This is a genomic window from Bradyrhizobium sp. BR13661 (assembly GCF_029892425.1).
GTDB lineage: Bacteria > Pseudomonadota > Alphaproteobacteria > Rhizobiales > Xanthobacteraceae > Bradyrhizobium.
In genome coordinates this window covers 1-22067 of the sequence record NZ_JARXWB010000057.1, presented here as the reverse complement: position 1 = coordinate 22067, position 22067 = coordinate 1, and the positions used below count along the sequence as shown (strand labels likewise).

The 22067-nt window shown below is 64.1% G+C and carries 25 protein-coding genes; 9 read left to right on the top strand and 16 right to left on the bottom strand.

The window, feature by feature from the left end:
- Window positions 1-248: 248 nt before the first annotated feature.
- Both M2427_RS41165 and M2427_RS41160 read left to right on the top strand, forming a co-directional pair.
- The gene (locus tag M2427_RS41165; protein ID WP_280712442.1) at window positions 249-758 is read left to right on the top strand and encodes a DUF4304 domain-containing protein; all 510 of its coding nucleotides are present in this window, start codon (window positions 249-251) and stop codon (window positions 756-758) included.
- A gap of 3 nt (window positions 759-761) precedes the next feature.
- Window positions 762-956, top strand: coding sequence for a hypothetical protein (locus tag M2427_RS41160; protein WP_280712441.1), 195 nt, complete (start codon window positions 762-764; stop codon window positions 954-956).
- Window positions 957-1559: 603 nt separating this feature from the next.
- Here M2427_RS41160 and M2427_RS41155 read toward each other — a convergent pair.
- The 9 genes from M2427_RS41155 to uvrC form a co-directional block, all read right to left on the bottom strand.
- Window positions 1560-2414: a TIGR01459 family HAD-type hydrolase gene (locus tag M2427_RS41155; RefSeq protein ID WP_280712440.1), complete on the bottom strand. Its 855-nt coding sequence runs from the start codon at window positions 2412-2414 to the stop codon at window positions 1560-1562.
- Between the two features lie 15 nt (window positions 2415-2429).
- Window positions 2430-3938, bottom strand: a complete 1509-nt coding sequence (locus tag M2427_RS41150; protein WP_280712439.1) for an EAL domain-containing protein — start codon at window positions 3936-3938, stop codon at window positions 2430-2432.
- A 141-nt stretch (window positions 3939-4079) separates the two neighbouring features.
- Complete coding sequence (locus M2427_RS41145) at window positions 4080-5180, bottom strand: YihY/virulence factor BrkB family protein (RefSeq protein ID WP_280712438.1); 1101 nt, start codon at window positions 5178-5180, stop codon at window positions 4080-4082.
- Entirely contained in the window at window positions 5180-5767 is a 588-nt protein-coding gene (locus M2427_RS41140) for a phage holin family protein (RefSeq protein ID WP_280712437.1), read from the bottom strand. Before M2427_RS41140 ends, M2427_RS41145 begins: the two co-directional genes overlap by 1 nt.
- Window positions 5768-5854: 87 nt before the next feature.
- Entirely contained in the window at window positions 5855-6814 is a 960-nt protein-coding gene (prmB, locus tag M2427_RS41135) for a 50S ribosomal protein L3 N(5)-glutamine methyltransferase (protein WP_280712436.1), read from the bottom strand.
- Window positions 6814-7296, bottom strand: a complete 483-nt coding sequence (locus M2427_RS41130) for a molybdenum cofactor biosynthesis protein MoaE (protein ID WP_280712435.1) — start codon at window positions 7294-7296, stop codon at window positions 6814-6816. The genes prmB and M2427_RS41130 overlap by 1 nt, the downstream gene beginning before the upstream one ends.
- A gap of 3 nt (window positions 7297-7299) precedes the next feature.
- The gene (moaD, locus tag M2427_RS41125) at window positions 7300-7551 is read right to left on the bottom strand and encodes a molybdopterin converting factor subunit 1 (RefSeq protein ID WP_280712434.1); all 252 of its coding nucleotides are present in this window, start codon (window positions 7549-7551) and stop codon (window positions 7300-7302) included.
- Window positions 7548-8165, bottom strand: a complete 618-nt coding sequence (gene pgsA / locus M2427_RS41120) for a CDP-diacylglycerol--glycerol-3-phosphate 3-phosphatidyltransferase (protein ID WP_280712433.1) — start codon at window positions 8163-8165, stop codon at window positions 7548-7550. The genes moaD and pgsA overlap by 4 nt, the downstream gene beginning before the upstream one ends.
- A gap of 94 nt (window positions 8166-8259) precedes the next feature.
- Entirely contained in the window at window positions 8260-10344 is a 2085-nt protein-coding gene (gene uvrC, locus M2427_RS41115) for an excinuclease ABC subunit UvrC (protein WP_280712432.1), read from the bottom strand.
- 252 nt (window positions 10345-10596) lie between these two features.
- Between uvrC and M2427_RS41110 the strand changes: the two genes are divergently transcribed.
- Window positions 10597-11220: a porin family protein gene (locus M2427_RS41110; protein WP_280712431.1), complete on the top strand. Its 624-nt coding sequence runs from the start codon at window positions 10597-10599 to the stop codon at window positions 11218-11220.
- Between the two features lie 85 nt (window positions 11221-11305).
- Here the strand turns inward: M2427_RS41110 and M2427_RS41105 are convergent, their stop codons facing one another.
- The 4 genes from M2427_RS41105 to M2427_RS41090 all read right to left on the bottom strand — a co-directional run bounded on the left by M2427_RS41105 (window position 11306) and on the right by M2427_RS41090 (window position 14086).
- Window positions 11306-11521, bottom strand: coding sequence for a cold-shock protein (locus M2427_RS41105; RefSeq protein WP_027534220.1), 216 nt, complete (start codon window positions 11519-11521; stop codon window positions 11306-11308).
- Between the two features lie 253 nt (window positions 11522-11774).
- A complete protein-coding gene (rlmJ, locus tag M2427_RS41100) occupies window positions 11775-12635 on the bottom strand; it encodes a 23S rRNA (adenine(2030)-N(6))-methyltransferase RlmJ (RefSeq protein WP_280712430.1) in 861 nt (286 codons plus the stop codon).
- 157 nt (window positions 12636-12792) lie between these two features.
- Window positions 12793-13503 carry a ribonuclease T2 gene (locus tag M2427_RS41095; RefSeq protein ID WP_280712429.1) on the bottom strand — a complete coding sequence of 237 codons (711 nt, stop codon included), beginning with the start codon at window positions 13501-13503 and terminating at the stop codon, window positions 12793-12795.
- A 118-nt stretch (window positions 13504-13621) separates the two neighbouring features.
- Window positions 13622-14086 (bottom strand): hypothetical protein, encoded by a 465-nt coding sequence (locus tag M2427_RS41090; protein ID WP_280712428.1) that lies wholly within the window; start codon window positions 14084-14086, stop codon window positions 13622-13624.
- 182 nt (window positions 14087-14268) lie between these two features.
- On the opposite strand from M2427_RS41090, the gene M2427_RS41085 reads away from it, so the two are divergent.
- Window positions 14269-14577, top strand: coding sequence for a hypothetical protein (locus M2427_RS41085; RefSeq protein WP_280712427.1), 309 nt, complete (start codon window positions 14269-14271; stop codon window positions 14575-14577).
- Window positions 14578-14625: 48 nt separating this feature from the next.
- Window positions 14626-15156 carry a DUF3617 family protein gene (locus tag M2427_RS41080; RefSeq protein WP_280712426.1) on the top strand — a complete coding sequence of 177 codons (531 nt, stop codon included), beginning with the start codon at window positions 14626-14628 and terminating at the stop codon, window positions 15154-15156.
- 43 nt (window positions 15157-15199) lie between these two features.
- Here the strand turns inward: M2427_RS41080 and M2427_RS41075 are convergent, their stop codons facing one another.
- From M2427_RS41075 to M2427_RS41065, 3 genes are read right to left on the bottom strand one after another with little or no spacing between them, the layout of a single operon-like run.
- Entirely contained in the window at window positions 15200-16585 is a 1386-nt protein-coding gene (locus tag M2427_RS41075) for an ATP-binding protein (RefSeq protein ID WP_280712425.1), read from the bottom strand.
- Between the two features lie 18 nt (window positions 16586-16603).
- Window positions 16604-17335 (bottom strand): response regulator transcription factor, encoded by a 732-nt coding sequence (locus M2427_RS41070; RefSeq protein ID WP_280712424.1) that lies wholly within the window; start codon window positions 17333-17335, stop codon window positions 16604-16606.
- Window positions 17332-17796: a MarR family transcriptional regulator gene (locus M2427_RS41065; protein WP_348521977.1), complete on the bottom strand. Its 465-nt coding sequence runs from the start codon at window positions 17794-17796 to the stop codon at window positions 17332-17334. Before M2427_RS41065 ends, M2427_RS41070 begins: the two co-directional genes overlap by 4 nt.
- A 413-nt stretch (window positions 17797-18209) precedes the next feature.
- Here M2427_RS41065 and M2427_RS41060 point away from each other — a divergent pair, with 413 nt between their 5' ends.
- The 4 genes from M2427_RS41060 to M2427_RS41045 all read left to right on the top strand — a co-directional run bounded on the left by M2427_RS41060 (window position 18210) and on the right by M2427_RS41045 (window position 21928).
- Window positions 18210-19292 (top strand): branched-chain amino acid aminotransferase, encoded by a 1083-nt coding sequence (locus tag M2427_RS41060; protein ID WP_280712422.1) that lies wholly within the window; start codon window positions 18210-18212, stop codon window positions 19290-19292.
- Window positions 19293-19510: 218 nt separating this feature from the next.
- A complete protein-coding gene (locus tag M2427_RS41055) occupies window positions 19511-20035 on the top strand; it encodes a DUF2314 domain-containing protein (protein WP_280712421.1) in 525 nt (174 codons plus the stop codon).
- A gap of 47 nt (window positions 20036-20082) precedes the next feature.
- Window positions 20083-21603: a histidine--tRNA ligase gene (gene hisS, locus M2427_RS41050; RefSeq protein WP_280712420.1), complete on the top strand. Its 1521-nt coding sequence runs from the start codon at window positions 20083-20085 to the stop codon at window positions 21601-21603.
- A 121-nt stretch (window positions 21604-21724) separates the two neighbouring features.
- Window positions 21725-21928: a tautomerase family protein gene (locus M2427_RS41045; RefSeq protein ID WP_057741976.1), complete on the top strand. Its 204-nt coding sequence runs from the start codon at window positions 21725-21727 to the stop codon at window positions 21926-21928.
- Window positions 21929-22067 lie beyond the last annotated feature (139 nt).

The following is a 22067-nucleotide window of genomic DNA, read 5'->3' as shown; positions in this document are numbered from 1 at the left end:
TTGACGCTTCTTTCCTCGTCCTGCCACAGGTCATCCTCGAAATGCCTGTCACTGTAATTATCGTGTCTCACTTCAGGGGTGCAGTCCAGTGCACTAAATTGACGCCGCCGGAGGAATGATCATTAGTGCACTGTCACCGTAATTCGATGGGTTTCGCAAGGGCTCAACCCATCCTACGGGCTTCAACAGCTCAAAGACTGGTGGCTGAAGAATGCGCAAGGTTATGTCGTGAATGTTGCGAGGGATAGATGAAGTCGCGCGCAGTACTCGATGTGGCTTTTGGGAAAGTGGTGGGGACGACGGCCGAGAAAGTAGATAAGCTAGGCTTCCATCGGCAAGGCTCCATCTTGAGGGTCGTCAGACAGGATAATGCTGGGATTATCGAGTTTCAGAAGAGTACAAAGAGCACTGGCGACCAGATTCTTTTTACAGTCAATCTAGCTGTGATCTGCGGCGCATTGCTGGAGCCGGATCAGCCTTCATTAGAGAAGGCGCGAAGTATGGGCGCCCATCTTAGGCAACGTATCGGAATGCTTATGCCTGGACGCCCGGATAAATGGTGGGAAATCTCGGAAGCTGTGGCCGTTGGCGCGCTGGCTGCTGAGGTTTCTGAGGTGATTGCTACCAAAGGGGCGCCGTACGTCACGCGCTATCTCGACGTGAATGAGCTTGTCGCTCTGTGGGAAACCGGAAAATCGCCGGGGCTGACAGAAACACAGCGGGTGAGATACCTTGAAAAACTGAAATCCCGGCGGTGAAGTATGAGCTTGGTCGGTGCATGGGTGGTGGACCGGACGGACGCGCGGGCGCTGACTGATCTAGGCAACGTGCTGCTCGAGTTCGGCGAAGGCGGCGACCTGCTCTACACAATCCGCGGCCAAGAGAAGAATCAGATCATGAAGCTGCGCTATAAGGTCGAGGGCTCCACCATCGTCACAGCGCGTAGGATGGGTTGAGCCCTTACGAAACTCATCTCTTCCCGATCACAGCTCTCCGTAGTCGCGGCCATCATCTGGCCGATGGTCCGCCCAATCGGCAGGATAATTGCCAAGGTCGACGTGACGATAAAAAAAGGACGGCGCCCACTCTGTCGACGGATGCTTGAGTGAATGGATGGCGCGCGTGCGTCTCGCCAGACGCGGCGCGGGAGCGATCTCCGAATAGGGCCAGCATGGCATCATGCCATTGTTTTGCCCGACGGGTCAAACGATATTCGTTAAAAACGAAATTGCGTCCATCCTTATCGCTGCCGACAGGCGCTGCCGCTGGTTACGAAAACGAACGCGCGCCGCAGGTGCTGCGCTCCTTGCCGGCTTGCGGCTGATTTGCTCGACGCTGCAATGGCCTAACCGAGCGAACCTCGCGGTGGCGAGGAATCTCGCTTCTACTGTGCATGGGGTTGTTTTTCGCCTTTTGGCGGAATGCGAAGAGGAGAGGGGCGACGCCCGCGCTTCGCTTGGTTATTCCTCGCCTCGCGCCGACCAAAACAAAAGGCCCGGTCGCCATCGGCGATCGGGCCCTTCTGCATTTCCGCGTCGTTCCCTGTGGAACGACGGAGCCTACCACTTCAATTCGCGCATCAGCGCTTTCGGCGGGTGGCCGAACAATTCCGTCACCGACTTCGGATCGAGCTGGTCGAGGCCTTCGAACTCCTCGGCATGGATGCCGCGGGTGACGAACAGGCAGTCGATGCCGAATTCGCGCGCGCCGGTGAGGTCGGTGCGGACGGAATCGCCGATTGCCAGCACCTTTTTCCGGTCGATGGGATGGCCCTGGCGCTCGCCGGCGAGCGCCATCGCGCGCTCATAGATCGGCCGGTGCGGCTTGCCGTAGAAGATCACCTCGCCGCCGAGCTCGCGGTACAGCTCGGCAATCGCGCCGGCGCAATAGATCAGCCGGTCGCCGCGCTCGACCACGATATCGGGGTTGGCGCAGACCAGCGTCAGCTTGCGCTCGCGCGCCTTCAGCATCATGCCGCGATAATCTTCCGCGGTCTCGGTCTCGTCGTCATAGAGGCCGGTGCAGACGATGTAGTCGGCCTCTTCGAGCGGCGCGGTCTTGGCATCGAGGCCGCGATAGATCGAGTTGTCGCGCTCGGGGCCGAGCCAGAACATTTTGCGGCCGGGGTGGTCGGCGACATAGAGTCGCGTCAGATCGCCGGAGGAGACGATCGCGTCATAGGTCTCGTCGGCGACGCCGAGCTTGCGCAATTGCCGCTGCACGGAGTCGGCCGGGCGCGGCGCGTTGGTGATCAGGATCACCGTACCGCCGTGGCTGCGATAGGTGTGCAGCGCCTCGCAGGCCTCGGGGAAGGATTCCAGTCCGTTATGGACCACGCCCCAGATGTCGCTGAGCACGACATCGACGCCGCCCACGAGCTCACGCAGGCTTTGAGCAAAATGCAGCGTGGTCATGATGTCAGCGACCGATCAGATTCGGCGCGCAAGCGCAGCGTTGCCGGTGATGCGCGATGACGGGGCGGCAGGCGCCGCAGCTGATGTTGCGCTCGACGTTGTGCTTGGGCTGGGTGTACCGGAACCATTGGATCCCTGAATGTCCTGCGCCTGGTTCGGCGCGGCCCCGCCGGTAGCAGATGGCCCCTCGGGCCGCAATGGCCGGGGCGGGGCGAACAGAAAGCCCTGGCCGAACCGTACGTCATAGTCGAGCAGATCGACCACCGCGCGCTCGCCCTCGATCCGCTCGGCGATCAGATCGATGCCGAAGCGGCCGAGCAGATCCGACAGGTCTGAGGGGTGGATGTCCGAGGCCGAGGCCTGCTTCGGATCGAGCAGCAGGGATGCAGGCACCTTGATGAAGCGCACGCCGCGGTCGGCGAGCTCTCGGGGCTCGATCCGCAAGTCCGTGACATGGTCGATCGAGAAACGGAAGCCGCGCTGCGCGAGCGCCGCGAGATTCTCGGTCTCGGCGGGGCCGAGGCCCCGGAAGGTCGCCTGCTTGAACTCCAGCACCAGCGCCGGCGCGAGCGCCCGGTTGGCTTCGAGGAAATCGAGGCATTGCGCGAAGGTCGTGGAATTGCCCAGCGTCGAGGCCGCGACGTTGCAGAACACGCCGACATCCTTGTTGCGGATCATCAGCCGGCGCAGCACCTGCACGCAGCGCAGCATCACCATATTGTCGATGCGGCCGATCAGGCCGGAAGCCTCGGCAATGCTGATGAACTCCTCGGCCGCAATCAGCTGGTCACGCTCGTCGCGCACCCGGGTCACGGCTTCGTAGAACCGGACCTTGCGCTGCGGCAGCGTCACCATTGGCTGCAGGAAGATGTCGATGCGGTTCTCGTCGATGGCGCTGCGCAGCGTCGCCAGCATCTGGGTCTGGTTGCGGCCGTTGACGGTCTGAACGGCATTGGTGGCTTGCGTCTTGACGGCAGGCGCAGGCGCGGCCACTGGCCGCGGTGGCGCTGCAGGAAGCGGGGGACGCGCAGCCTGTCGCTCCTCGAAGGGCGCGATCAGGTCGATCGGGGCTTCCGGCGCCGCCTTGGCGGGCGGAGCGGGGGCTGGCGCCGGTGCGCTGCCGGCCAGCATGTCCTCATGAGCCGACACCGTGGCGGCGAGCTGCCTGACCAGTCCGCCAAGCTCGTTGATCTCGCCGACCACGGTCTGGACGCGGTCCGAATTGGTCGAATTGGACGAGGCGATGCGGCCCTCGATCGCCGCTAGCCGGCGGCCGAACTCAGCCACCTGGCGGGCGAGGTCGGCGGTGCCGCGTGAGAGGTCGGCGATCTGGCCGCCGACGTCGCTGCGGTCGCGCAGCCGCATCGAGACCGCGTTGTAGAGGATCAGGAAGGTCAGCGCGGTCAGCGCCACGATTGCGGATTCGGTTCCGCTGATGCCGGCGACCGAATAGAGCACGAGCCCGAGCGAGGCCGCGACCAGAACCATGCAGAAGGCGATGAAGATCGTCGAAATACGAATCATGCCGCGCGTTACGCCTCAAGAGCTGACTTCCTCACCCGGGAAAACACGGGCCGCCATTCGCACCCGTCGCGTCTCATGCTCCCCAAGCCGCATGACCTTAACAGCATTGTTGATTCGAGGGGATAGTGCCCTCCGTCAGACTCACATCAGGGCAGCCCGGCGAAAGCCCTGGCGAGCACGCTCGTCGCGGAGGCTCAGGTTCGGTGCTTCCGCCGTATCCTGTAGGGCTTGCCGCTCGATTTCCGAGTTCAGCTCGGCCCCGAGCATGATCGCTATAGCCGACATCCACATCCACATCATCAGGCCGATCGCAGCCCCGAGCGAACCATAGGTCGCGCCGTAATTGGCGAAGGCCGAGAGGTACCAGGACAGCAGCGCCGAGCCGGCAATCCAGAACAGGGCAGCGGCCACCGCACCGACGCTCAGCCACTGCCGGCGCGGCGCCTCGTGGCTGGGTGCAAAGCGGTAGAGGATGGCGAGCGCCGCCAGCAGGATGACGAGCAGCAGCGGCCAGCGCGCCAGCGCGACGATCAGCCTGCTCTCGGGCGCGATGCCGAGATGATCGAGCGCGAGCGGGAAGGCGACCACGGCGCCGACCATCAGCAACAACGCGGCGATGGCGCCGACAGTGAACGCCAGTGAAATCAGGTTCAGCTCGATCAAGCCGCGCTTTTCGCGCGTCTCACAGGCGACGTTGAGGGCATCGAAGATGGATTTGACCCCGGCATTGGCGCTCCAGATGGCCAGCAGGAGGCCGAACAGGAAGGTGGCGCCCAGCGCCGTATTGCCCTTCGAGACCACGCGCGCGACCTGGTCCTCGACGATCTGGAACGCGCCCGCGGGCAGCATCATCGCGAGCGTTTGCAAATTATCGCTGATGGTCGAGGGATCGGCGAACAGTCCGTAGGACGAGACCAGCGCCGTGACGGCGGGAAAGATCGCAAGCAGCCCGAAGAAGACCACGCCGCCCGCGGTCGCGAGCAGCCGATCGTCGTCGATGCGCCGATAGGTTCGCCCAAGGATATCCTTCCAGTCGGCCCAGGGGATAGCGAACGGGCTTTCCCAGCGGCGCCCCCGGGCCGGCTGCGTCGCTGCAGGTGCGATGCTCGTGTCCGGCGGATGCCGAGGCCTCGGTCCGATGACGCCAGCCTCATGGAAGTAGCGTTCCGCGGTGAGGACGAGGATGGCCGTGGCGGCGACCAGCAGCCAGCTATCAAGCTGCTCGGAGCGCCGTGCCGACATCATGCATCCTGGCTGCGGGCAGGGTACCTCCGCCGCGCCGCGGTGACGCCCACCAGAGTGAGGGCAGCGAGCATCAGGCCGAGCTGCGCAGGACGATTGCCGCGAACCGGCGAGCTCTTTTGGCCGTTGCCTGGTTCGCCCGGCGCAAGCGGCGCCAGCGGGATCGTCGTCGCGACCTCCTTCACCGCCTGCTTGATCGTCCCGCGCGGAATTCGCGGCGTAGCGATCGCAACGCGCATCCGGCTGGCGAGCGGCACGATCGGCCGGGTCCGGCGATTCATCCGGGCTATCGCCACCCCGGCACACGTCCCGGCGAGGACCAGCAGCACGGCCGCGACGCTGCCAAAGCCCCAGAATTGCCCATAGGCGATGGCAACCCAGCGGTACAGGGCAATCAGGCCGACAAAGATGGCTGCGATCACGAACAGCCCGGCCATTGCGAACAACCCAGCCGCAACCGCATAGGAGTTCATGCGGCCTGTGGTCTGGCTGGTGCGGTCACGCAGGTAAGACCTGACCGCGCGCTTGAGATGGTTGAGCTTCAGCGCCATGCCGGCGCGCAGCAATTCGCCCGATGGCGCGAGCATGCGGACATCCTCCGAGAGAGACATTGGTCGGGGAATGAACGTGGCGGATTTTGACTTGTTCCGCCGGGACGCTGTTGCCGCAGCGGATCAGCCGAGATCGGCGGCGGCAATCCAGAACACCTCGCCCTCGGACTCTTCGGTGTCCAGCCAAAGCAGCGGCAGTTCCGGAAAGGCCTCGTCGACCACCTCACGGCCGCGGCCAATCTCGCAGATGAGGCCGCCATCGGGCGTGAGATGGTCGGGCGCTTCGCGCAGGATGCGGCGCACCACGTCGAGACCATCGGGGCCGCCGTCGAAGGCAAGCTTCGGTTCGGCCCGGCATTCCGGCGGCAGCGCGGCCATGCCTTCGGCGTCGACGTAGGGCGGATTGGTGATGATCAGATCATATCTGGCGTCGCCGAGCGGCGCGAACAGATCGCCGCGATGGAGCCTGATCCGGTCGTCCAGCCCATGCTCCGCAACATTGCGCGCGGCGACTTCAAGCGCGCCCTTCGACACGTCGACGGCATCGATCGTGGCGTTCGGGAAATGATGCGCGGCGAGAACGGCCAGGCATCCCGATCCCGTGCAGAGATCAAGCACCCGCTCCACCGCCGTGGGATCGTCGATCAGCGAGCCCACCTCGCCGTCGCCGCCGAAATGCGAGTCCAGCAGCTCGCCGATGAAGGAGCGCGGAACGATGACGCGCTCGTCGACATAGAAGGGCAGGCCGCGCATGTAGATCTTGTTGACCAGATAGGCGGTCGGCTTGCGCGTGGCGATGCGCTTATGGATGAGATCGAGCAGGGTCTTGCCTTCCGCCGCGGTGACGCAGGCATGGCCAAAAATCTCGAACTGGTCGGGATGCAGATGCAGCGCCTCGCAGACCAGGAACACGGCGTCCGCGACCGGATCGGTCGTGCCATGGGCGAATGCGAGCTTGGCCTCGGTGAAGCGGCTCACCGCATAGCGAACGAAATCGATCAGCGTGAGCAGCTCGCCCCGGCCGACCTTCGCGAGTTTCGGTGCGGCGCGGCTTCGCGCGGGCTTCTTGGATGCTTTTGCCATCAGGATTTGGTCCAGCGTGCGGCGGCCTCGTCGTCACGGGCGTGGGCTTCGACCCAGCCGGTGCCGGTGGCGCTCTCTTCCTTCTTCCAGAACGGGGCGCTGGTCTTGAGATAATCCATCAGGAACTCGGCCGCCTCGAACGCCGCCCGGCGGTGTTGCGAGGCCGTGAGCACCAGCACGATGTTCTGGCCGGGCATGAATCGCCCGACCCGATGGATGACCGTGACGCCGTTGAGCGGCCAGCGCGACATGGCCTCGTCGACATGTCGCTTGATCTCTTCCTCGGCCATTCCAGGATAATGCTCGAGCGTCAGCGCCGCGATCCTGGAGCTGTCCTCGTCGGCGCGGCAGATGCCGGAGAAGCTCACGACCGCGCCGATATCGGTGCGGCTCCTGGTCAGGACCGCGATCTCGCGCGCGATATCGAAATCGTCTTCCTGGATGCGGATGGCGACCGGGCAGTTGGCGACGGAGGAAATCATGGCCTAGCCGCCGGTCATTGGCGGGAAGAACGCGATCTCGCGGGCGCCGGCGATCGTAGCGTCCGCCTTGACGTGGGCACGGTCGATCGCGGTGCGGATGACCTTCGGCCTCTCGAAGGCATAAGCATATGCCTCGCCCTGGCTGGACAGCCAGGCGATCAGCTCCTCGACGGTACGCACCGTCGCGGGCGGCTCGATGGTCTCTTCGGCCTTGCCGACGCGCTCGCGCACCCAGGCGAAGTACTTCACCTTCATCCCTCATCCTCCTTGATGAGGTGATGGATGCCGGCGCGGAAATAATCGTAGCCGGTGTACATGGTCAGGATCGCGGAGGCCCACAGCAGGACGATGCCGATCAGCGAGACCATGGGGACGACTTCGTCACCGGCAGGACCTGCGAGCAGGAAGCCGATCGCGACCAGCTGCACGGTGGTCTTCCACTTGGCGAGCTTGGTCACGGGAACGCTGACGCGCAGTGCGGCGAGATATTCGCGCAGGCCCGAGACCAGGATCTCGCGGCACAGGATCACGATGGCGGCCCACAGCGACCAGCCATGGATGATGCCGTCGGCAGCCAGCATGAGGAGGCAGGAGGCGACCAGCAGCTTGTCGGCGATAGGGTCGAGCATCCGGCCGAACGCCGATTGCTGATTCCAGATCCGGGCGTAGTAGCCGTCGAGATAGTCGGTTACCGCAGCGCCGATGAAGATCGCGACCGCGACCCAGCGCAGCCACAGCGGATAGTCCATGATCGATTGCGCGTAGATGCATCCAACCACGACCGGGATCGCGGCGATCCGGCCATAGGTCAGGATGTTCGGGAGGGACATCGCGCGGCTGGTCGTCCCTCGTGTCGTGGCGATGTTCATCCGTCCTACCAATACCGCTCAAGCCTGAAGGTCAACCGTTCCTCCCCAGATGGGGTACAGGATGCAACGACCATATGACTACCGCCCCTTTAGTTCACCCCGGCTGGGGATGGAAATAGTCGAATATCCTGCGGGCGCTCTCGGCGCTCACCCCAGGAACCTTGCCGAGATCGGCGATCGAGGCTCGTTCGATCTCCTTCAGGGTTCCGAAATGGTGCAGCAAGGCACGTTTGCGTGACGGGCCGATGCCGGGAATTTCCTGCAAACCGGCCTCGCGGATGTCCTTCTTGCGCAGCTTGCGGTGCGAGCCGATGACGAAGCGATGGGCCTCGTCCCGCAGGCGCTGGATGAAATAGAGCACGGGGTCGCGCGGCTCCAGCTTGATCGCCTCGCGCCCCGGCATGAACAGGGTCTCGCGGCCGGCATCCCGGTCAGGGCCCTTGGCGACCGACATCAGCGAAACCTGGGTCAGGCCGAGATTGGCAAAGATCTCGCGGACGGCGTTGAGCTGGCCGCGGCCGCCGTCGATGATCACGAGATCGGGCCATTGCGGGAAATCGTCGTCCTTGGCCTTGTTATTTTCCTTGGCCGCGCCCTCTTCGGGCGGGTTGATCAGGCGCTTGAAGCGGCGCTCCAGCACCTCGCGCATCATCGCGAAGTCGTCGCCCGGCGTGATCCCTTCCGACTTGATGTTGAACTTGCGGTACTGGTTTTTCACGAAGCCGTCGGGGCCGGCGACGATCATGGCGCCGACCGCATTGGTGCCCTGGATGTGGCTGTTGTCGTAGACCTCGATGCGCTTGGGCGCATGCGGCAGGCTGAGCGTCGTGGCCATGGCATCGAGCAGGCGGCTCTGGGTCGCGGTGTCCGCGAGCTTGCGGCCGAGCGCCTCGCGCGCATTGGTCAGCGCGTGGGTGACGAGTTCCTTCTTCTCACCGCGCTTGGGCGCGATGACCTCGATCTTGTGACCGGCCTTGATCGAGAGCGCGTTGGCAAGCAGGTCGCTCTCCTCGATCTCGTGCGAGAGCAGGATGGTCTTCGGCGGCGGTTTGTCGTCGTAGAACTGTGCGAGGAACGAGCCCAGCACTTCCTCCGGCGTATAGGTCTTCTCCGCGCGCGGAAAATAAGCGCGATTGCCCCAGTTCTGGCCGGTGCGGAAGAAGAACACTTCGACGCATGAGAAGCCGCCCTCCTGATGGATGGCGAACACGTCGGCCTCTTCCACCGTGCGCGGATTGATGCCCTGCTGTGACTGGATCGCCGACAGCGCGGCGAGGCGGTCGCGGTAGAGCGCCGCGCTTTCGAATTCGAGCTCGCCCGAGGCCTTCTCCATCTCGCCCGCGAGTTCCTGCTTCACCGCCTGGCTCTTGCCGGAGAGGAAGTCGGTCGCTTCGCGCACTAGCGTCGTATAGCCGCCAAAGTCGATCTCGCGGGTGCAGGGGCCGGCGCAGCGGCGGATCTGGTAGAGCAGGCACGGCCTGGTGCGGCTCTCGAAGAACGAGTCCGTGCAGGAGCGGATCAGGAACGCGCGCTGAAGCGCGGTGATGGTGCGGTTGACGGCGCCCGCCGAGGCGAACGGGCCGAAATAGCGTCCGGGCCGCGTCTGCGCGCCGCGATGCTTCAGGATCTGCGGCGCCCAATGGTCGCCGGTGATCAGGATATAGGGAAACGACTTGTCGTCGCGCAGCTGCACGTTGAAGCGCGGTCGCAACTGCTTGATGAGGTTGGCTTCCAGCAGCAGCGCCTCGGTCTCGGTCGTGGTCGAGATGATCTCCACGGTCACCGTGGCCGCGATCATGCGCAGGATGCGCGCCGGCAGCGGCGCGCTTTGGCGCGCGTAGCTGGACAAGCGCTTTTTGACGTTCTTGGCCTTGCCGACATAGAGCACGTCGGCGCTCGCACTCAGCATGCGATAGACGCCGGGCGAGGTGGGCGCGAGCCGGACCGCGCGCTCGATCGCCTCGTGACCTGACGCCAGCGGCTCTTCGCCGATCGCGCCGCTCTCTTCCAGAATATCCGGGAGCCGCGAATCGTCCTCGTCGTCGCCACCGTTGGTGGCGGGATCGAGGTCCGGCGACAGCGTCGACGCCGTATCCTCCTGGGGTGGGGTGCCGGTTGCGGGCTGCTGCGATTTGCGTGCGCGCACCTCGCCCGGCTTGTCGGTGGAATCGTGAACCATGATGCGAATTTAGGCGCTGAGGGGATCGATTTGAAGTTCCGGCTGTGCCGCACGCACAGGGTTGGCGGGCAGTTCCCGGTAACGCTTCCTTAAGTCTGTTAACAGCGCGGTAACGGGTCTTAACAGCCCTTTAACTTAAAACTCTCGATAAATCTTACGCGAAAGAGTGGTGGTTCCGTAACCACGCGGTTGTGCCCTCGCGCGGCGGCGCGGGCATCCCACCCGGTTACGGCAGTTGCGTTGGAGTGTGGAATGAAGAGGCTCGTTGTAGGCGCAGCCGCATTGGTTGCAGCCGGCTGGACGGCTTCAGCAGAGGCCGCCGATCTGAATTATGGGCAGCGAGCGCCCTATACGGTCAATCAGCCGCTTAATTCCTATAGCTGGGCCGGCCCGTATCTCGGCGCCAATCTCGGCTATGAATGGGGCTCGGTGAGCAACAATCCCGCGAAGCCCTCCGGGTTTGTTGGCGGTGTGCAGGCTGGCTACAATTTCCAGAACGGCCCGTGGGTGTTCGGTGTCGAGGGCGACATCCAGGCCGCTGGCGCCGATGACACGTTCGCGCCCTGGAAGTTCTCCAATCCCTGGTTCGGCACGTTGCGCGGTCGCGCCGGCTACGCCTTCAACAACGTGCTGTTCTACGGCACCGCGGGCCTCGCCTTCGGCGAGCTGCGCGCGCAGACATTCGGCTGGACGGAGTCGCACAACAGCGTCGGCTGGACCGCCGGTCTCGGCGCGGAAGTCGGCTTCGCGCCGAACTGGAGCGCGAAGATCGAATATCTCTACGTCGATCTGTCGTCGAGCCAGTTCGCAATTACGGGCGTGTCAAACGGCTATAGCGCCAGCATTGTTCGTGCAGGCGTGAACTATCACTTCTGATAGCCAAATAAGAAAATACCGGACAATAACCTCCCGGCCGCTCGCGGCCGGGACTTTTTTTGCGCCAGCTTTTGGGTCAGGTCCGCTACGAAAGGATCACGAGATTGACCGCCTTCGGCCCCTTCCCCTTCTTGTCCGGTTCGACTTCGAATGTGATACGCTGTCCTTCGGCAAGGTCCTTCAGTCCCGCCCGCTCAACAGCGGTGATGTGAACGAAGACATCGCGACCGCCGTCATCCGGCTTGATAAAGCCGTAGCCGCGCTCGCCGTTGAAGAACTTAACCGTTCCCGTATTGGCCATCGGGAAACTCCCCCTCATTGCTCCTCCGTCGCAACGCAGACGCGCGTCGCGACATGACCGGGCGTTACGAAGCCCGGGAGAGCTGGCCATCCTTCGGCAGACCCTTCGGTCCGACGGGATCTTTCTTAGGCCTTCACTCCGCCGCAACCATTCGCGGAAGCGGAACGTAAAGCCAGTCACAGAAACAGCATAATACGGTTCTTTGCGGATTGACTACCGCTACTGCATATTTTTCCCAAGAATGGCGGCGGCTTTAGGCCTTTGGCACCTCCAATCGGAATCTGGCAGCGCCACCTTGTCCGAGCGGCATTTCCAGTTCGGGCAGGATCGTCTTGAGTTCACCTTGCAGCGTGTAGGGCGGATTGACGATCAGGAGCCCGGTCGAGGTGAGAGCGCCGCCGTCGGTTTGCGGTGCCACACTGAATTCGAGGCGGAGACATTTTCCCGGAGTCTTTGCCGCAGCTGCGGTGCGTGCCACGAGCTGCGCGAGCGTGTCGGTGGCGCGCCTGGATTTGGCGGGGTACCAGATTACATAGATACCGGTCGGCCATTTCGCGAAGGCCGTGGAGAAGGCTTCGCCAAGTTTTTCGAACTCGTCCTTGGCCTCGAAGGGCGGGTCGATCAGCACGAGGCCGCGCCGCTCCTTCGGGGGCACGAAAGCCGGGAGCGCCATCCAGCCGTCGAGATCGACCACGCGGGCCTGTTCGTCGCGCCGCAGCACGTCGATCAGCGCTTTGCGCGCCTTGGGCTCGAGCTCGCAGGCCACAAGCCGGTCCTGCGGCCGCATCAGGCCGCGCGCGATCAGAGGCGAGCCGGGATAGGTCTTGAGCTCGCCCTTCGGATTGAAGGCACGAACGATGTCCATGTAGGGCTTGGTCAGTGCGACTGTCTCGTTTGAGAGGCGCGCCTGCATCAGACGGGCGATTCCGGTCAGCCACTCGCCGCTGCGGCGCGCCTCGTCGCTGTCGAGATCATAGAGGCCGGCACCTGCATGGGTGTCGATCACGCGGAACGCGGCCGGCTTGTCCTGCAAATAAGTGAGGATGCGGGCCAGCACGATGTGCTTGATGACATCGGCGAAGTTGCCGGCGTGAAAGGCGTGGCGGTAGTTCATGGCGGAGAGTTACGACATCACGCGATGAAAGTAACTCCCGTCATTCCGGCGCGGTGCGAGACAACCGAACCTGGGACCCGTTTCGCCACCGAGAATGCGGAGCGATGGATTCCGGGCTCGCGCTTCGCGCGCCCCGGAATGACGGCTTGAGGACGGTCTAACCGCCCCTGATCGGCGGCATCGTTACCTGGTCGCGGCGGCAGGAGCGACGCTCTAATTCCTCGCAGGCGCGGAATTGCAGGTCCTTGCTGAGACAGACGCGGACTTCCGATAGCCGGGTCCGGTTGCAGGTGACCGAGACGGCCGCGTTGCTCAGGCCGGGATTGGCTTTGATGAAGGCTTCTTCCACCTCGCCAGGTGCCACGGTCTTGGCCTGCGACAGGTCGAGATATTCGGCCGGGATCTTGATCGCGGCGCGTGCCTTGCGGATGGTCTCGAAATAATTGCGGCCGTCGAGCCCGGAGCAGGTGCCGTGCTTGTCCCACTCGTTGAAGATCAGGCCGGGCGCCGGCATCAGATCGAGCATCGAGGAGACGATGTTGCGATTCAGCCGCGGCGACGGCCGCTGGCAGTATTCCGGGAAGCCGCTCTCATATTGCGGCCACAGCCCGTGCACCACGAAGGAATAGGGCCGTCCCTCGCACTGGATGTTGGAGCGCCCGCCACCGCGGCCGCGCTCGGCCGCTTCCTCGCAGAACGACGGCGACCAGGATAGCGACAGCACATAGAAGTCGAACTCGCCTGGCGCGTTCTGCCGCTTGTCTTGCGCCTGTGCGCCGCCGGCCAGCGAGGTCAGCCCGGCAAGAATCAGGGGGAGGGTTAGCGAGATCACGAGACGGGAGAAAGAATGCAATCTAAAATGAAACATGACGACGCCCCTCAACTAGACTGTGCAGCAGAGCCTAGCAGGCAACGAGAACATTTCAAGAACAAATTTCGAGCGACCGACGATTCGGCCCTTGATCAGTTCGAATCAGGCTTCGAACTTAGGGCTTGGCAGCGCGGCAGGCCGGATTGTAGGCCCAATTGCGGTCGAGCCCGACCACGCACCATTCGACGCCCTGGCCGTAGCCGGCAAAGCCGCCGTCCTCGACGATCGCGAAGTGCACCCGGCGCATCTTGCCATCGTTGAGCATGGCCTCGCCGGTGCAGTAGCGGCGCGGAATGTTGTCGGACGCCCAGGGCCGGAACGCGGTCTCGTGAACGTTCGAGAAGCCCGTGATCTGCAACGGCGAATTCCAGAACGACCTTTCCTTGTCCCAGAACTGGTTCGCGATCGTCGGCAGCGCCTGGTCGCAGTCGACGAGCTTGCCGTCATAACGGGGTCCGCTCAGCCAGAAGTTCAGCTCCAGCGGATTGGCGGCCTTGGCTTCACCGAGCGACAGTGCTCCGAACATGAGGCCGAGGGCGGCGGCAAAACGAAGCGATTTCAGGGAGGTCGAGGCGCGCATGGGCAATCCAGACAGCATGATCTGCGAAGGTCGAACGGTGCCGCGAAGGGCGGGGCAGGTCAAGTGCAGCGCGGCAACACTCGGCCAGGAGTTGATCACAACGTCGCAGCCGGCAGGCCTTCGGTTCTTTTCACGGCCGCGCCGGCACCGTAAACTGCCGCCAACCAATCGGAGTGACGGGAATGCGAATCATTGCGGCCGCGGGCCTTCTTGCCAGCCTGATCTTTGCCTCGGGTATGATGGCGAGCCAGTCGGCGCGTGCCGACCTCCTTCCGGTGCCGCCCTTCAAGGGCAACGACACCGGCGGCATCATCGCCTATTCCATGGCAACCCAGACCGATGCGCGCCAGGTCGCGGTCGATCACTGCGCGCGCTACGGCAAGGTGGTGAAATTCCTCGCGGTGCAGGCCTATGAGGGCGGCTACATCTCGTTCGCCTGCCGCTGGGTGCCCTACGGTGCCGCCGATCGGCCGATCCGCACGCTCTACTGAGGCGTTTCGGAACGCCAGCCACGACAATCTCAGCCGGGAGTTGCTCCTATGACGCGCAAGCTTGCTTCGCTCGGTTCGGCCGTCTGTTTCGTGTTGTCGGCGAGCAGCGCTTTTGCCAACGATCTGCCGGTGCGCAAGGCCGGCCTCTGGGAATTGAAGATGGTCCGGACCGGCTCGGCGATGCCGGAGATGACCATGCAGCACTGCACCGACGAGACCGTCGACAAGGAGATGAGCAACAACGTCTCCCCGATGGCCAAGCAGATCTGCTCCAAGCAGGACATCAAAAAGACGGCGACCGGCTATGTCAGCGATTCCGAGTGCAGCGTCGCCGGCATGTCCACGACCTCGCATGCCGAGATCACTGGCGATTTCAATTCGGCCTACACGGTGAAGACCTCGTCGCACGCGCAAGGCGGCGTGGCCGGCACCGCGGGCCGGGACACCACCATGACGTTGGAGGCGAAGTGGCTCGGCGCCTGCAAGCCGGACCAGAAGCCCGGCGACATCGTGATGCCCGGCGGCTTCAAGATGAACGTGCGCGACGTTGATAAGTTGAAGGCGCTGCTGCCGAAGTGAGTTCGCTTCCGCCTTCTCCCGCAAGGGGAGAAGGGAAGAGGCGCTACACCGGAATCCGCACACTCGCCCTCAGCCCACCCATCGGGCTGTCGCCCAGCGTAATGTCGCCGCCGTGCGAGCGGGCGATGTCGCGGGCGATCGCGAGCCCGAGGCCCGTGCCGCCTTCGTCCTGGTTGCGGGCATTGTCGAGCCGCAGGAACGGCTTGAAAACTTCCTCGCGCAAATGGACGGGGATACCGGGGCCGTCGTCGTCGACCGTGACGGTCAAGTAGCGGTGATCGCGCTGGCCGGAGATGGCAATGGTCTTGCCGTAGCGTGCGGCGTTGGTGACGAGGTTGGCGAGGCAGCGCTTGAACGAGGCCGGCTTCACCGTCACCACTGGCAGGCCGCTGAATGTCACGGTCGCGGTGTGGCCGTGGCGCTCGGCGTCGCTGCGCAGTTCCTCCAGTGCCTGCGCCATGTCGGTCGGCTGCGATTGCTCGCCGGAATCGCCGCGGGCGAACGCGAGATAGTCCTCCAGCATCATCGACATCTCGTCGACATCCTTGCGCATGCCCTCGAGCTCGGGATTGTCGCCGATCAGCGCCAGCTCGAGCTTGAAGCGGGTGAGGATGGTGCGCAAATCGTGACTGACGCCGGCGAGCATCGCGGTGCGCTGCTCCATCGCGCGTTCGATGCGGGCTTTCATCTCGAGGAAGGCGCCCGCCGCGCGCCGCACCTCGCGCGCGCCGCGTGGCCTGAAGTTCGGCGCCTCGCGGCCCTTGCCGAAGCTTTCAGCGGCGTCGGCAAGCCGCAGGATCGGCTTGATCTGGTTGCGCAGGAACAGCACGGACACGATCAGCAGGATCGAGGACGTGCCGACCATCCAGAACAGGAAGATCTCCGAGTTCGAGGCATAGGCGGCGCTGCGCTGCGCGAAGATGCGCATCACGGCATCGTCGACCTGGACGCGGATCTCGACCTGATTGGAATTGCCGACGGTGTCGATCCAGAACGCACGATTGAGCTGCCGTCCCAATTGCACCGAGAGCGTCTGGTCGAGCAGCGAGAAGAACGGCTTTGGCCCGGGCGGCGGCATGTCGCCGGGAGGAAGGAAATCGACCACGAACTGCATGCGTACGGCGATGCGGCGCAGTTGCGTGTGGTCCTTATCCTGCGGATATCCCTTGTAGATGTCGACGAGACTGCCGACGTCCTGCGCCACTGCTTGCGACAGGCGGCGCGTCACCGTGTTCCAGTGCCGCTCCATGAACACGAAGGCGATCACGGTTTGCAGGATCACCATCGGCACGATCATGATCAGCAGCGCGCGGGCATAGAGGCCGGTCGGCATCCAGCCCTTGAACGCGTTGCCCATCCAGCCATTGGCGGCAGAGACGCGGCCGGCGGCGCTTTTGAGCAGCGTCAGGCCGGTATCGATCGTGCTCATCTGGCGCGCTTCACTTCACTATGGCGAGGCCACCAGCCGGTAGCCGATACCGCGCACCGCCTGCAGGAACAACGGATTGGCGGGATCGGTCTCGATCTTGCGCCTGAGGCGATTGATCTGCACGTCGACGGCGCGCTCGTTGACGCTGCCATTGCCTGTGAGCGCGCTGCGCGGCACAGTCTCGCCCGGAGTCTCCGAAAGGATGCGCAGCATCTCGCGCTCGCGGTCGGTGAGGTGGATGACCTCCTCGCCCTGGCGCAGCTCGCCGCGATCGAGATGATAGACGTAGGGGCCGAACGCGATCTTTTCGATCGCTGCAGCCTGGACCGGCGGCGCGGCGCGCTTGAGGATGTTGTTGATGCGCAGCGCCAGCTCGCGCGGCTCGAACGGCTTTGCGACGTAATCGTCGGCGCCGATCTGAAGGCCCTCGATGCGGGCCTCCGCTTCATGCCGCGCCGTCAGCATCACGATCGGCACCGAGGAGGAGGTGCGGATGAAGCGGGCGAGATCGAAACCGGACTCGCCGGGCATCATCACGTCGAGGATCAGCAGGTCGAAATGCAGGCCCAGAAGCTTCGACCGCGCATCGCCGGCACTGGCGGCGGTGGTGACGCGATAACCTTCGGCTGCGAGAAAGCGTGACAAGAGATCGCGGATGCGGCGGTCGTCGTCGACCAGCAGCAGATGCGGGGCATCGTCGGCCGGTTGCACCGGCGGGCGGGCGAGCGTGGCAGAGAGCAGCAAGGTCACTCCTCCGAGTCTTGATTGGTCGCGAAGATCGTCTCCAGCACCTTGTCCGGATCTTCGCGGTCGATCATCGCGCGCAGGAAGCGCTTCACGGTCTCGGCATCATCAGGCGCCATCTCGGCGAGCGCCTTGGTGATCCGCGTCGTCTGCAGGCCGGCGAGCTTCTGCACCAATGCTTCGCCCTTCGGCGTTGCATAGAGCAGGCGCTGACGACGGTCATTGTCGCCGGTCTTCTGGACGATATAGCCCTCGTCCAGCAGCTGCTTGAGCACCCGGCCAAGCGATTGTTTGGTGATGCGCAGGACGTCGAGCAGGTCGGCGACCTTCAAGCCGGGATAGCGGTAGACGAAGTGCATGACCCGATGATGAGCCCGGCCGAAGCCGAATGCCTCCAGCTCCTGGTCGGGATCGCCGACGAAATCGCGATAGGCGAAGAACAGCAGCTCGATGATATCCCAGCGCAAATTGCCTCCATCGTCTGCCGCCGGCCGAGGCTCGGCAGCGTCTTGTGAGGGAGTTGCGAAATTTATGTCAGGCATATTGACGTATCTTGGGTTCAATGTTACAAAACGATCAGCCCGCACGAAATTTTAGATCGTTTCGCGTCGGATGGCAGTTGTCAGAGTGGCCGGAAAGAGCCGGACAGGCGACGACGGCCGGATCAGATCTACCGTGCGATTGTCGAGCGGCATTTCGGCAAAACATACTGGACTTCCGCCTTCCGCAAAAGCATGTCCTCGGAAGACATGCTGGCCACGGAAACCGGCCGTAACAAGGCTGGCGGTGGTCCGGCCAGAAACCACATCAAGCCAGCCGGGCCCGGAAGCGGGCAGGCGGCGCCGGAACAGCGCCGCCACCGGCAGCGGGAGGCAAGGACATGAGTATGAAATTCGACATCCAGCCCGCATCAAATCCGACGCTCGAGAAGGACCGGGTCGCCAAGCTGGTCGACCCCGGCTTCGGACGCGTCTTCACCGATCACATGGCTGTGGTCCGCTACAACCAGGCCAAGGGCGGCTGGTATGAAGCGAAGGTCGAGGCGCGCGCCAACTTCCAGATCGATCCGGCCGGCGCGGTCCTGCACTACGCCCAGGAGATTTTCGAGGGCCTCAAGGCCTACAAGCGCGACGACGGCGGCGTGAACCTGTTCCGCCCCGACGCCAATGCGCGCCGCTTCAAGGATTCCGCCGATCGCATGGCGATGGCGCAGCTTCCCGAGGACGTCTTCATCGAGGCGGTCGAGCAGGTCGTGCGCATCGATCGCGCCTGGATGCCGGGCGGCGAGGGCAGCCTTTATCTGCGGCCCTTCATGATCGCGAGCGAGACCTTCCTCGGCGTCAAGCCGTCGTCCGAATACATCTTTGCGGTGATCGCTTCGCCCGTCGGTTCCTATTTCAAGGGCGGTCCCGCGCCGGTCTCGATCTGGGTCTCCGAGAATTACACCCGCGCCGCGGTCGGCGGCACGGGCGCCGTCAAATGCGGCGGCAATTACGCGGCGAGCCTGCGCGCGCAGGCGGAAGCGATCCAGCACGGCTGCGATCAGGTCGTCTTCCTCGACGCGGTCGAGCGCCGCTACGTCGAGGAGCTCGGCGGCATGAACGTGTTCTTCGTGTTCGACGACGGCTCGCTCTCGACCCCGCCGCTCGGCACCATCCTGCCCGGCATCACCCGCGACTCCATCATCGCGCTCGCCCGCGATGCCGGAAAGACCGTGCGCGAGGAGCCGTATTCGCTCGATCAGTGGCGCAAGGATGCGGCGAGCGGCCGGCTGAAGGAGGCCTTCGCCTGCGGTACCGCGGCTGTGATCTCGCCGATCGGCAAGGTGCGCTCGGTCAGCGGCGATTTCGAGATCTCGGGCGGCGCAGCCGGTCCCGTCGCCATGGGCCTGCGCAAGCAGCTCGTCGACATCCAGTACGGCCGCACCAACGATCCTCACAACTGGATCCGCAAGGTGTTTTGATCTTTCGTGTCCCGGACGCGCGAAGCGCGAGCCGGGACCCAGAAATGCGAGTTTGCTGGACCCCGGATCAGCAGCGCACCACGCCACCAAGAGGCGGCGTGGTGCGCAGCATCCCGGGAACCCTAGTCTAGTCAACATGCCATGAACGCACTGCCGTGCCCGCGCGACAAAGCCCAAGCCTTGAGTGATTTGGATATCGAGGCATTTGGACATCGCGCATGACATCCACGCTTTCCCAGCCCATGAGATGGGCAATGCTGGCGGCGCTCGCCGGCTTCACCGTTTTCGCCTTCCTGACGATCGCTCCGAAGGCTCAGGTCTCCGCCGAGGACCGCTCGCCGGTCATCGACGTGCGCACGGCGGACATGGAGATGAACGCCGCGATCATGCGGGCGCGCGATACGCTGCCGAGGTTCTGGGCCTCCTATGACGCACCGAAGTCGACCGAGGACGGCCACTCGCTGAAAGTGCGCTTTCCGACCCTTAAAGGCGCCGAGCATATCTGGATGGCCGAGGTGAAGAAGCTGCCCGATGGTCACTATTCGGGCCGTTTCGCCAACGAACCGCGTGACCTGCCCGGCAAGCACGCAGGCGACCAGGTCCAGTTCGCGCAAGGCGACATTTCGGACTGGATGTTCATGCGCAACGGCAAGATCGTCGGCGGTGAAACCATCAAGCCGCTGCTCAAATCCATGCCGAAGGCCGACGCCGACGCGCTCCGGGCGCGGATGGAGCAGCCGTAGGGCCAGCCGGCAGTTGCCGCATCGCGCGTCGGCTGGTAAACGCCCGCATGGCCGAAAAACCCAAGAAAACCCAGAAACTGAAGGCGCGGCTGCCGCGCGGGCTCGAGGATCGCGACCCTGCCGCGATCCGGGCGACGCGCGAGATGGTCGAGAAGATCCGCGCCGTCTACGAGCTCTACGGATTCGAGCCGGTGGAGACGCCGGCGATGGAATACACCGACGCGCTCGGCAAGTTCCTGCCCGACCAGGACCGTCCGAACGAGGGCGTGTTCTCGTTCCAGGACGACGACGAGCAGTGGATTTCGCTGCGCTACGATTTGACTGCGCCGCTCGCCCGCTATGTCGGCGAGCGCTACGGCACTGACGGTCTGGTCCTGCCCTATCGCAGCTACCGCGTCGGCTACGTCTTCCGCAACGAGAAGCCCGGTCCCGGCCGCTTCCGCCAGTTCATGCAGTTCGATGCCGACACCGTCGGTTCGGCGACGCCGGCGGCGGATGCCGAGATCTGCATGATGGCAGCCGACACGATGGAAGCGCTGGGTATCGCGCGCGGCCAGTACGTGGTGAAGGTCAACAACCGCAAGGTGCTCGACGGCGTTCTCGAGGCGATTGGGCTCGCCGGTGAGGAGAACGCGGCGCGCCGCCTGACCGTGCTGCGCGCGATCGACAAGCTCGACAAATTCTCCGCCGACGAAGTGCGCAAGCTGCTCGGTCCCGGACGATGGGACGGTGGCGAAGAAGGCAAGGGCGATTTCACCAAGGGCGCCAACCTCAGCGCGGCGGAGGCTGACGTCGTTCTCGCCATCACCAAGCCGCGGGACGATTGGAAAGAGGCCGTTGCCGCGGCGGAGACCTATCTCGCCAAGACCGAAGTCGGTCAGGCCGGCGTGAGCGAGCTGGAAGAGATTGCCAAGCTCGTCACCGCGTCGGGCTACGGCGCAGATCGCATCAAGATCGACCCCTCCGTCGTGCGCGGCCTCGAATATTACACGGGCCCCGTCTACGAGGTCGAACTGCTGCTCGATACCAAGGACGAGAAGGGCCGCCCCGTCCGCTTCGGTTCGGTTGGCGGCGGTGGTCGCTACGACGGCCTGGTCTCGCGCTTCCGTGGCGAGCCGGTGCCGGCGACCGGCTTCTCGATCGGTGTCTCGCGGCTGCAGGCGGCGCTGACGCTGCTCGGCAAGCTCGACACCAAGCCCGAGATCGGGCCTGTCGTCGTGACCGTGTTCGATCGCGACCGCGTCGCCGACTATCAGAAGATGGTGGCAATCTTGCGCACCGCCGGCATTCGCGCCGAGCTCTATCTCGGCAACCCCAAGAACATGGGCAACCAGCTCAAATACGCCGACCGTCGCAACTCGCCCTGCGTGATCATCCAGGGCTCGGATGAAAAGGCGCGCGGTGAGCTGCAGATCAAGGATCTGATCGAGGGCGCCAAGGCCGCGGCGGCGATCGCCTCCAACCAGGAATGGCGCGAGACGCGGCCGGCGCAGTTCTCGTGCAGCGAAGCCGATCTCGTCGCGAAGGTGCGCGAGGTGCTGGCGCGCCATGACGTGAGCTGGGGCTAGCCATTCGTTTCGATCGTCGTGCCCGGGCTTGTCCCGGGCACCTACGTCTTGTTTGATAGCGATGTCCGTGGATGGCCGGGACAAGCCCGGCCATGACGGCGAGGCGAGAGGGAGAAGTAGTATGCCTGAGATCACCGTCAGCATGGCCGAAGGCCGCACCGACGAGCAGAAGGCCGGCATGATGCGCGATATCACGCAGGCACTGGTGAAGAATCTCGGCGTCGACGCCGAGGCCGTCGTCATCCAGATCAACGAAGCGCCGCTCCGCCACAAGATGAAGGGCGGCAAGACGTTCGTGGAGCGCGCGGCGGCGGCGAAGAAGTGACGCTGCTCTAGCGTCACTCACAACTGTCGTCCCGGACAAGCGTAAGCGCAGATCCGGCAACTGTTATGTCGATGGGGCGATCATATAAGGTTTTCGGTCGCGCATCATTGCGTTGAGCACGGTTAGAAGCTTCCTGGCG

What these genes read in the sequence shown, in the direction of transcription:
- M2427_RS41165 (WP_280712442.1), top strand. Translation starts at nt 249, where the DNA reads ATGAAGTCGCGCGCAGTACTCGATGTGGCTTTTGGGAAAGTGGTGGGG.
- M2427_RS41160 (WP_280712441.1), top strand. Translation starts at nt 762, where the DNA reads ATGAGCTTGGTCGGTGCATGGGTGGTGGACCGGACGGACGCGCGGGCG.
- M2427_RS41155 (WP_280712440.1), bottom strand. Translation starts at nt 2,414, where the DNA reads ATGACCACGCTGCATTTTGCTCAAAGCCTGCGTGAGCTCGTGGGCGGC.
- M2427_RS41150 (WP_280712439.1), bottom strand. Translation starts at nt 3,938, where the DNA reads ATGATTCGTATTTCGACGATCTTCATCGCCTTCTGCATGGTTCTGGTC.
- M2427_RS41145 (WP_280712438.1), bottom strand. Translation starts at nt 5,180, where the DNA reads ATGTCGGCACGGCGCTCCGAGCAGCTTGATAGCTGGCTGCTGGTCGCC.
- M2427_RS41140 (WP_280712437.1), bottom strand. Translation starts at nt 5,767, where the DNA reads ATGCTCGCGCCATCGGGCGAATTGCTGCGCGCCGGCATGGCGCTGAAG.
- prmB (WP_280712436.1), bottom strand. Translation starts at nt 6,814, where the DNA reads ATGGCAAAAGCATCCAAGAAGCCCGCGCGAAGCCGCGCCGCACCGAAA.
- M2427_RS41130 (WP_280712435.1), bottom strand. Translation starts at nt 7,296, where the DNA reads ATGATTTCCTCCGTCGCCAACTGCCCGGTCGCCATCCGCATCCAGGAA.
- moaD (WP_280712434.1), bottom strand. Translation starts at nt 7,551, where the DNA reads ATGAAGGTGAAGTACTTCGCCTGGGTGCGCGAGCGCGTCGGCAAGGCC.
- pgsA (WP_280712433.1), bottom strand. Translation starts at nt 8,165, where the DNA reads ATGAACATCGCCACGACACGAGGGACGACCAGCCGCGCGATGTCCCTC.
- uvrC (WP_280712432.1), bottom strand. Translation starts at nt 10,344, where the DNA reads ATGGTTCACGATTCCACCGACAAGCCGGGCGAGGTGCGCGCACGCAAA.
- M2427_RS41110 (WP_280712431.1), top strand. Translation starts at nt 10,597, where the DNA reads ATGAAGAGGCTCGTTGTAGGCGCAGCCGCATTGGTTGCAGCCGGCTGG.
- M2427_RS41105 (WP_027534220.1), bottom strand. Translation starts at nt 11,521, where the DNA reads ATGGCCAATACGGGAACGGTTAAGTTCTTCAACGGCGAGCGCGGCTAC.
- rlmJ (WP_280712430.1), bottom strand. Translation starts at nt 12,635, where the DNA reads ATGAACTACCGCCACGCCTTTCACGCCGGCAACTTCGCCGATGTCATC.
- M2427_RS41095 (WP_280712429.1), bottom strand. Translation starts at nt 13,503, where the DNA reads ATGTTTCATTTTAGATTGCATTCTTTCTCCCGTCTCGTGATCTCGCTA.
- M2427_RS41090 (WP_280712428.1), bottom strand. Translation starts at nt 14,086, where the DNA reads ATGCGCGCCTCGACCTCCCTGAAATCGCTTCGTTTTGCCGCCGCCCTC.
- M2427_RS41085 (WP_280712427.1), top strand. Translation starts at nt 14,269, where the DNA reads ATGCGAATCATTGCGGCCGCGGGCCTTCTTGCCAGCCTGATCTTTGCC.
- M2427_RS41080 (WP_280712426.1), top strand. Translation starts at nt 14,626, where the DNA reads ATGACGCGCAAGCTTGCTTCGCTCGGTTCGGCCGTCTGTTTCGTGTTG.
- M2427_RS41075 (WP_280712425.1), bottom strand. Translation starts at nt 16,585, where the DNA reads ATGAGCACGATCGATACCGGCCTGACGCTGCTCAAAAGCGCCGCCGGC.
- M2427_RS41060 (WP_280712422.1), top strand. Translation starts at nt 18,210, where the DNA reads ATGAGTATGAAATTCGACATCCAGCCCGCATCAAATCCGACGCTCGAG.
- M2427_RS41055 (WP_280712421.1), top strand. Translation starts at nt 19,511, where the DNA reads ATGACATCCACGCTTTCCCAGCCCATGAGATGGGCAATGCTGGCGGCG.
- hisS (WP_280712420.1), top strand. Translation starts at nt 20,083, where the DNA reads ATGGCCGAAAAACCCAAGAAAACCCAGAAACTGAAGGCGCGGCTGCCG.
- M2427_RS41045 (WP_057741976.1), top strand. Translation starts at nt 21,725, where the DNA reads ATGCCTGAGATCACCGTCAGCATGGCCGAAGGCCGCACCGACGAGCAG.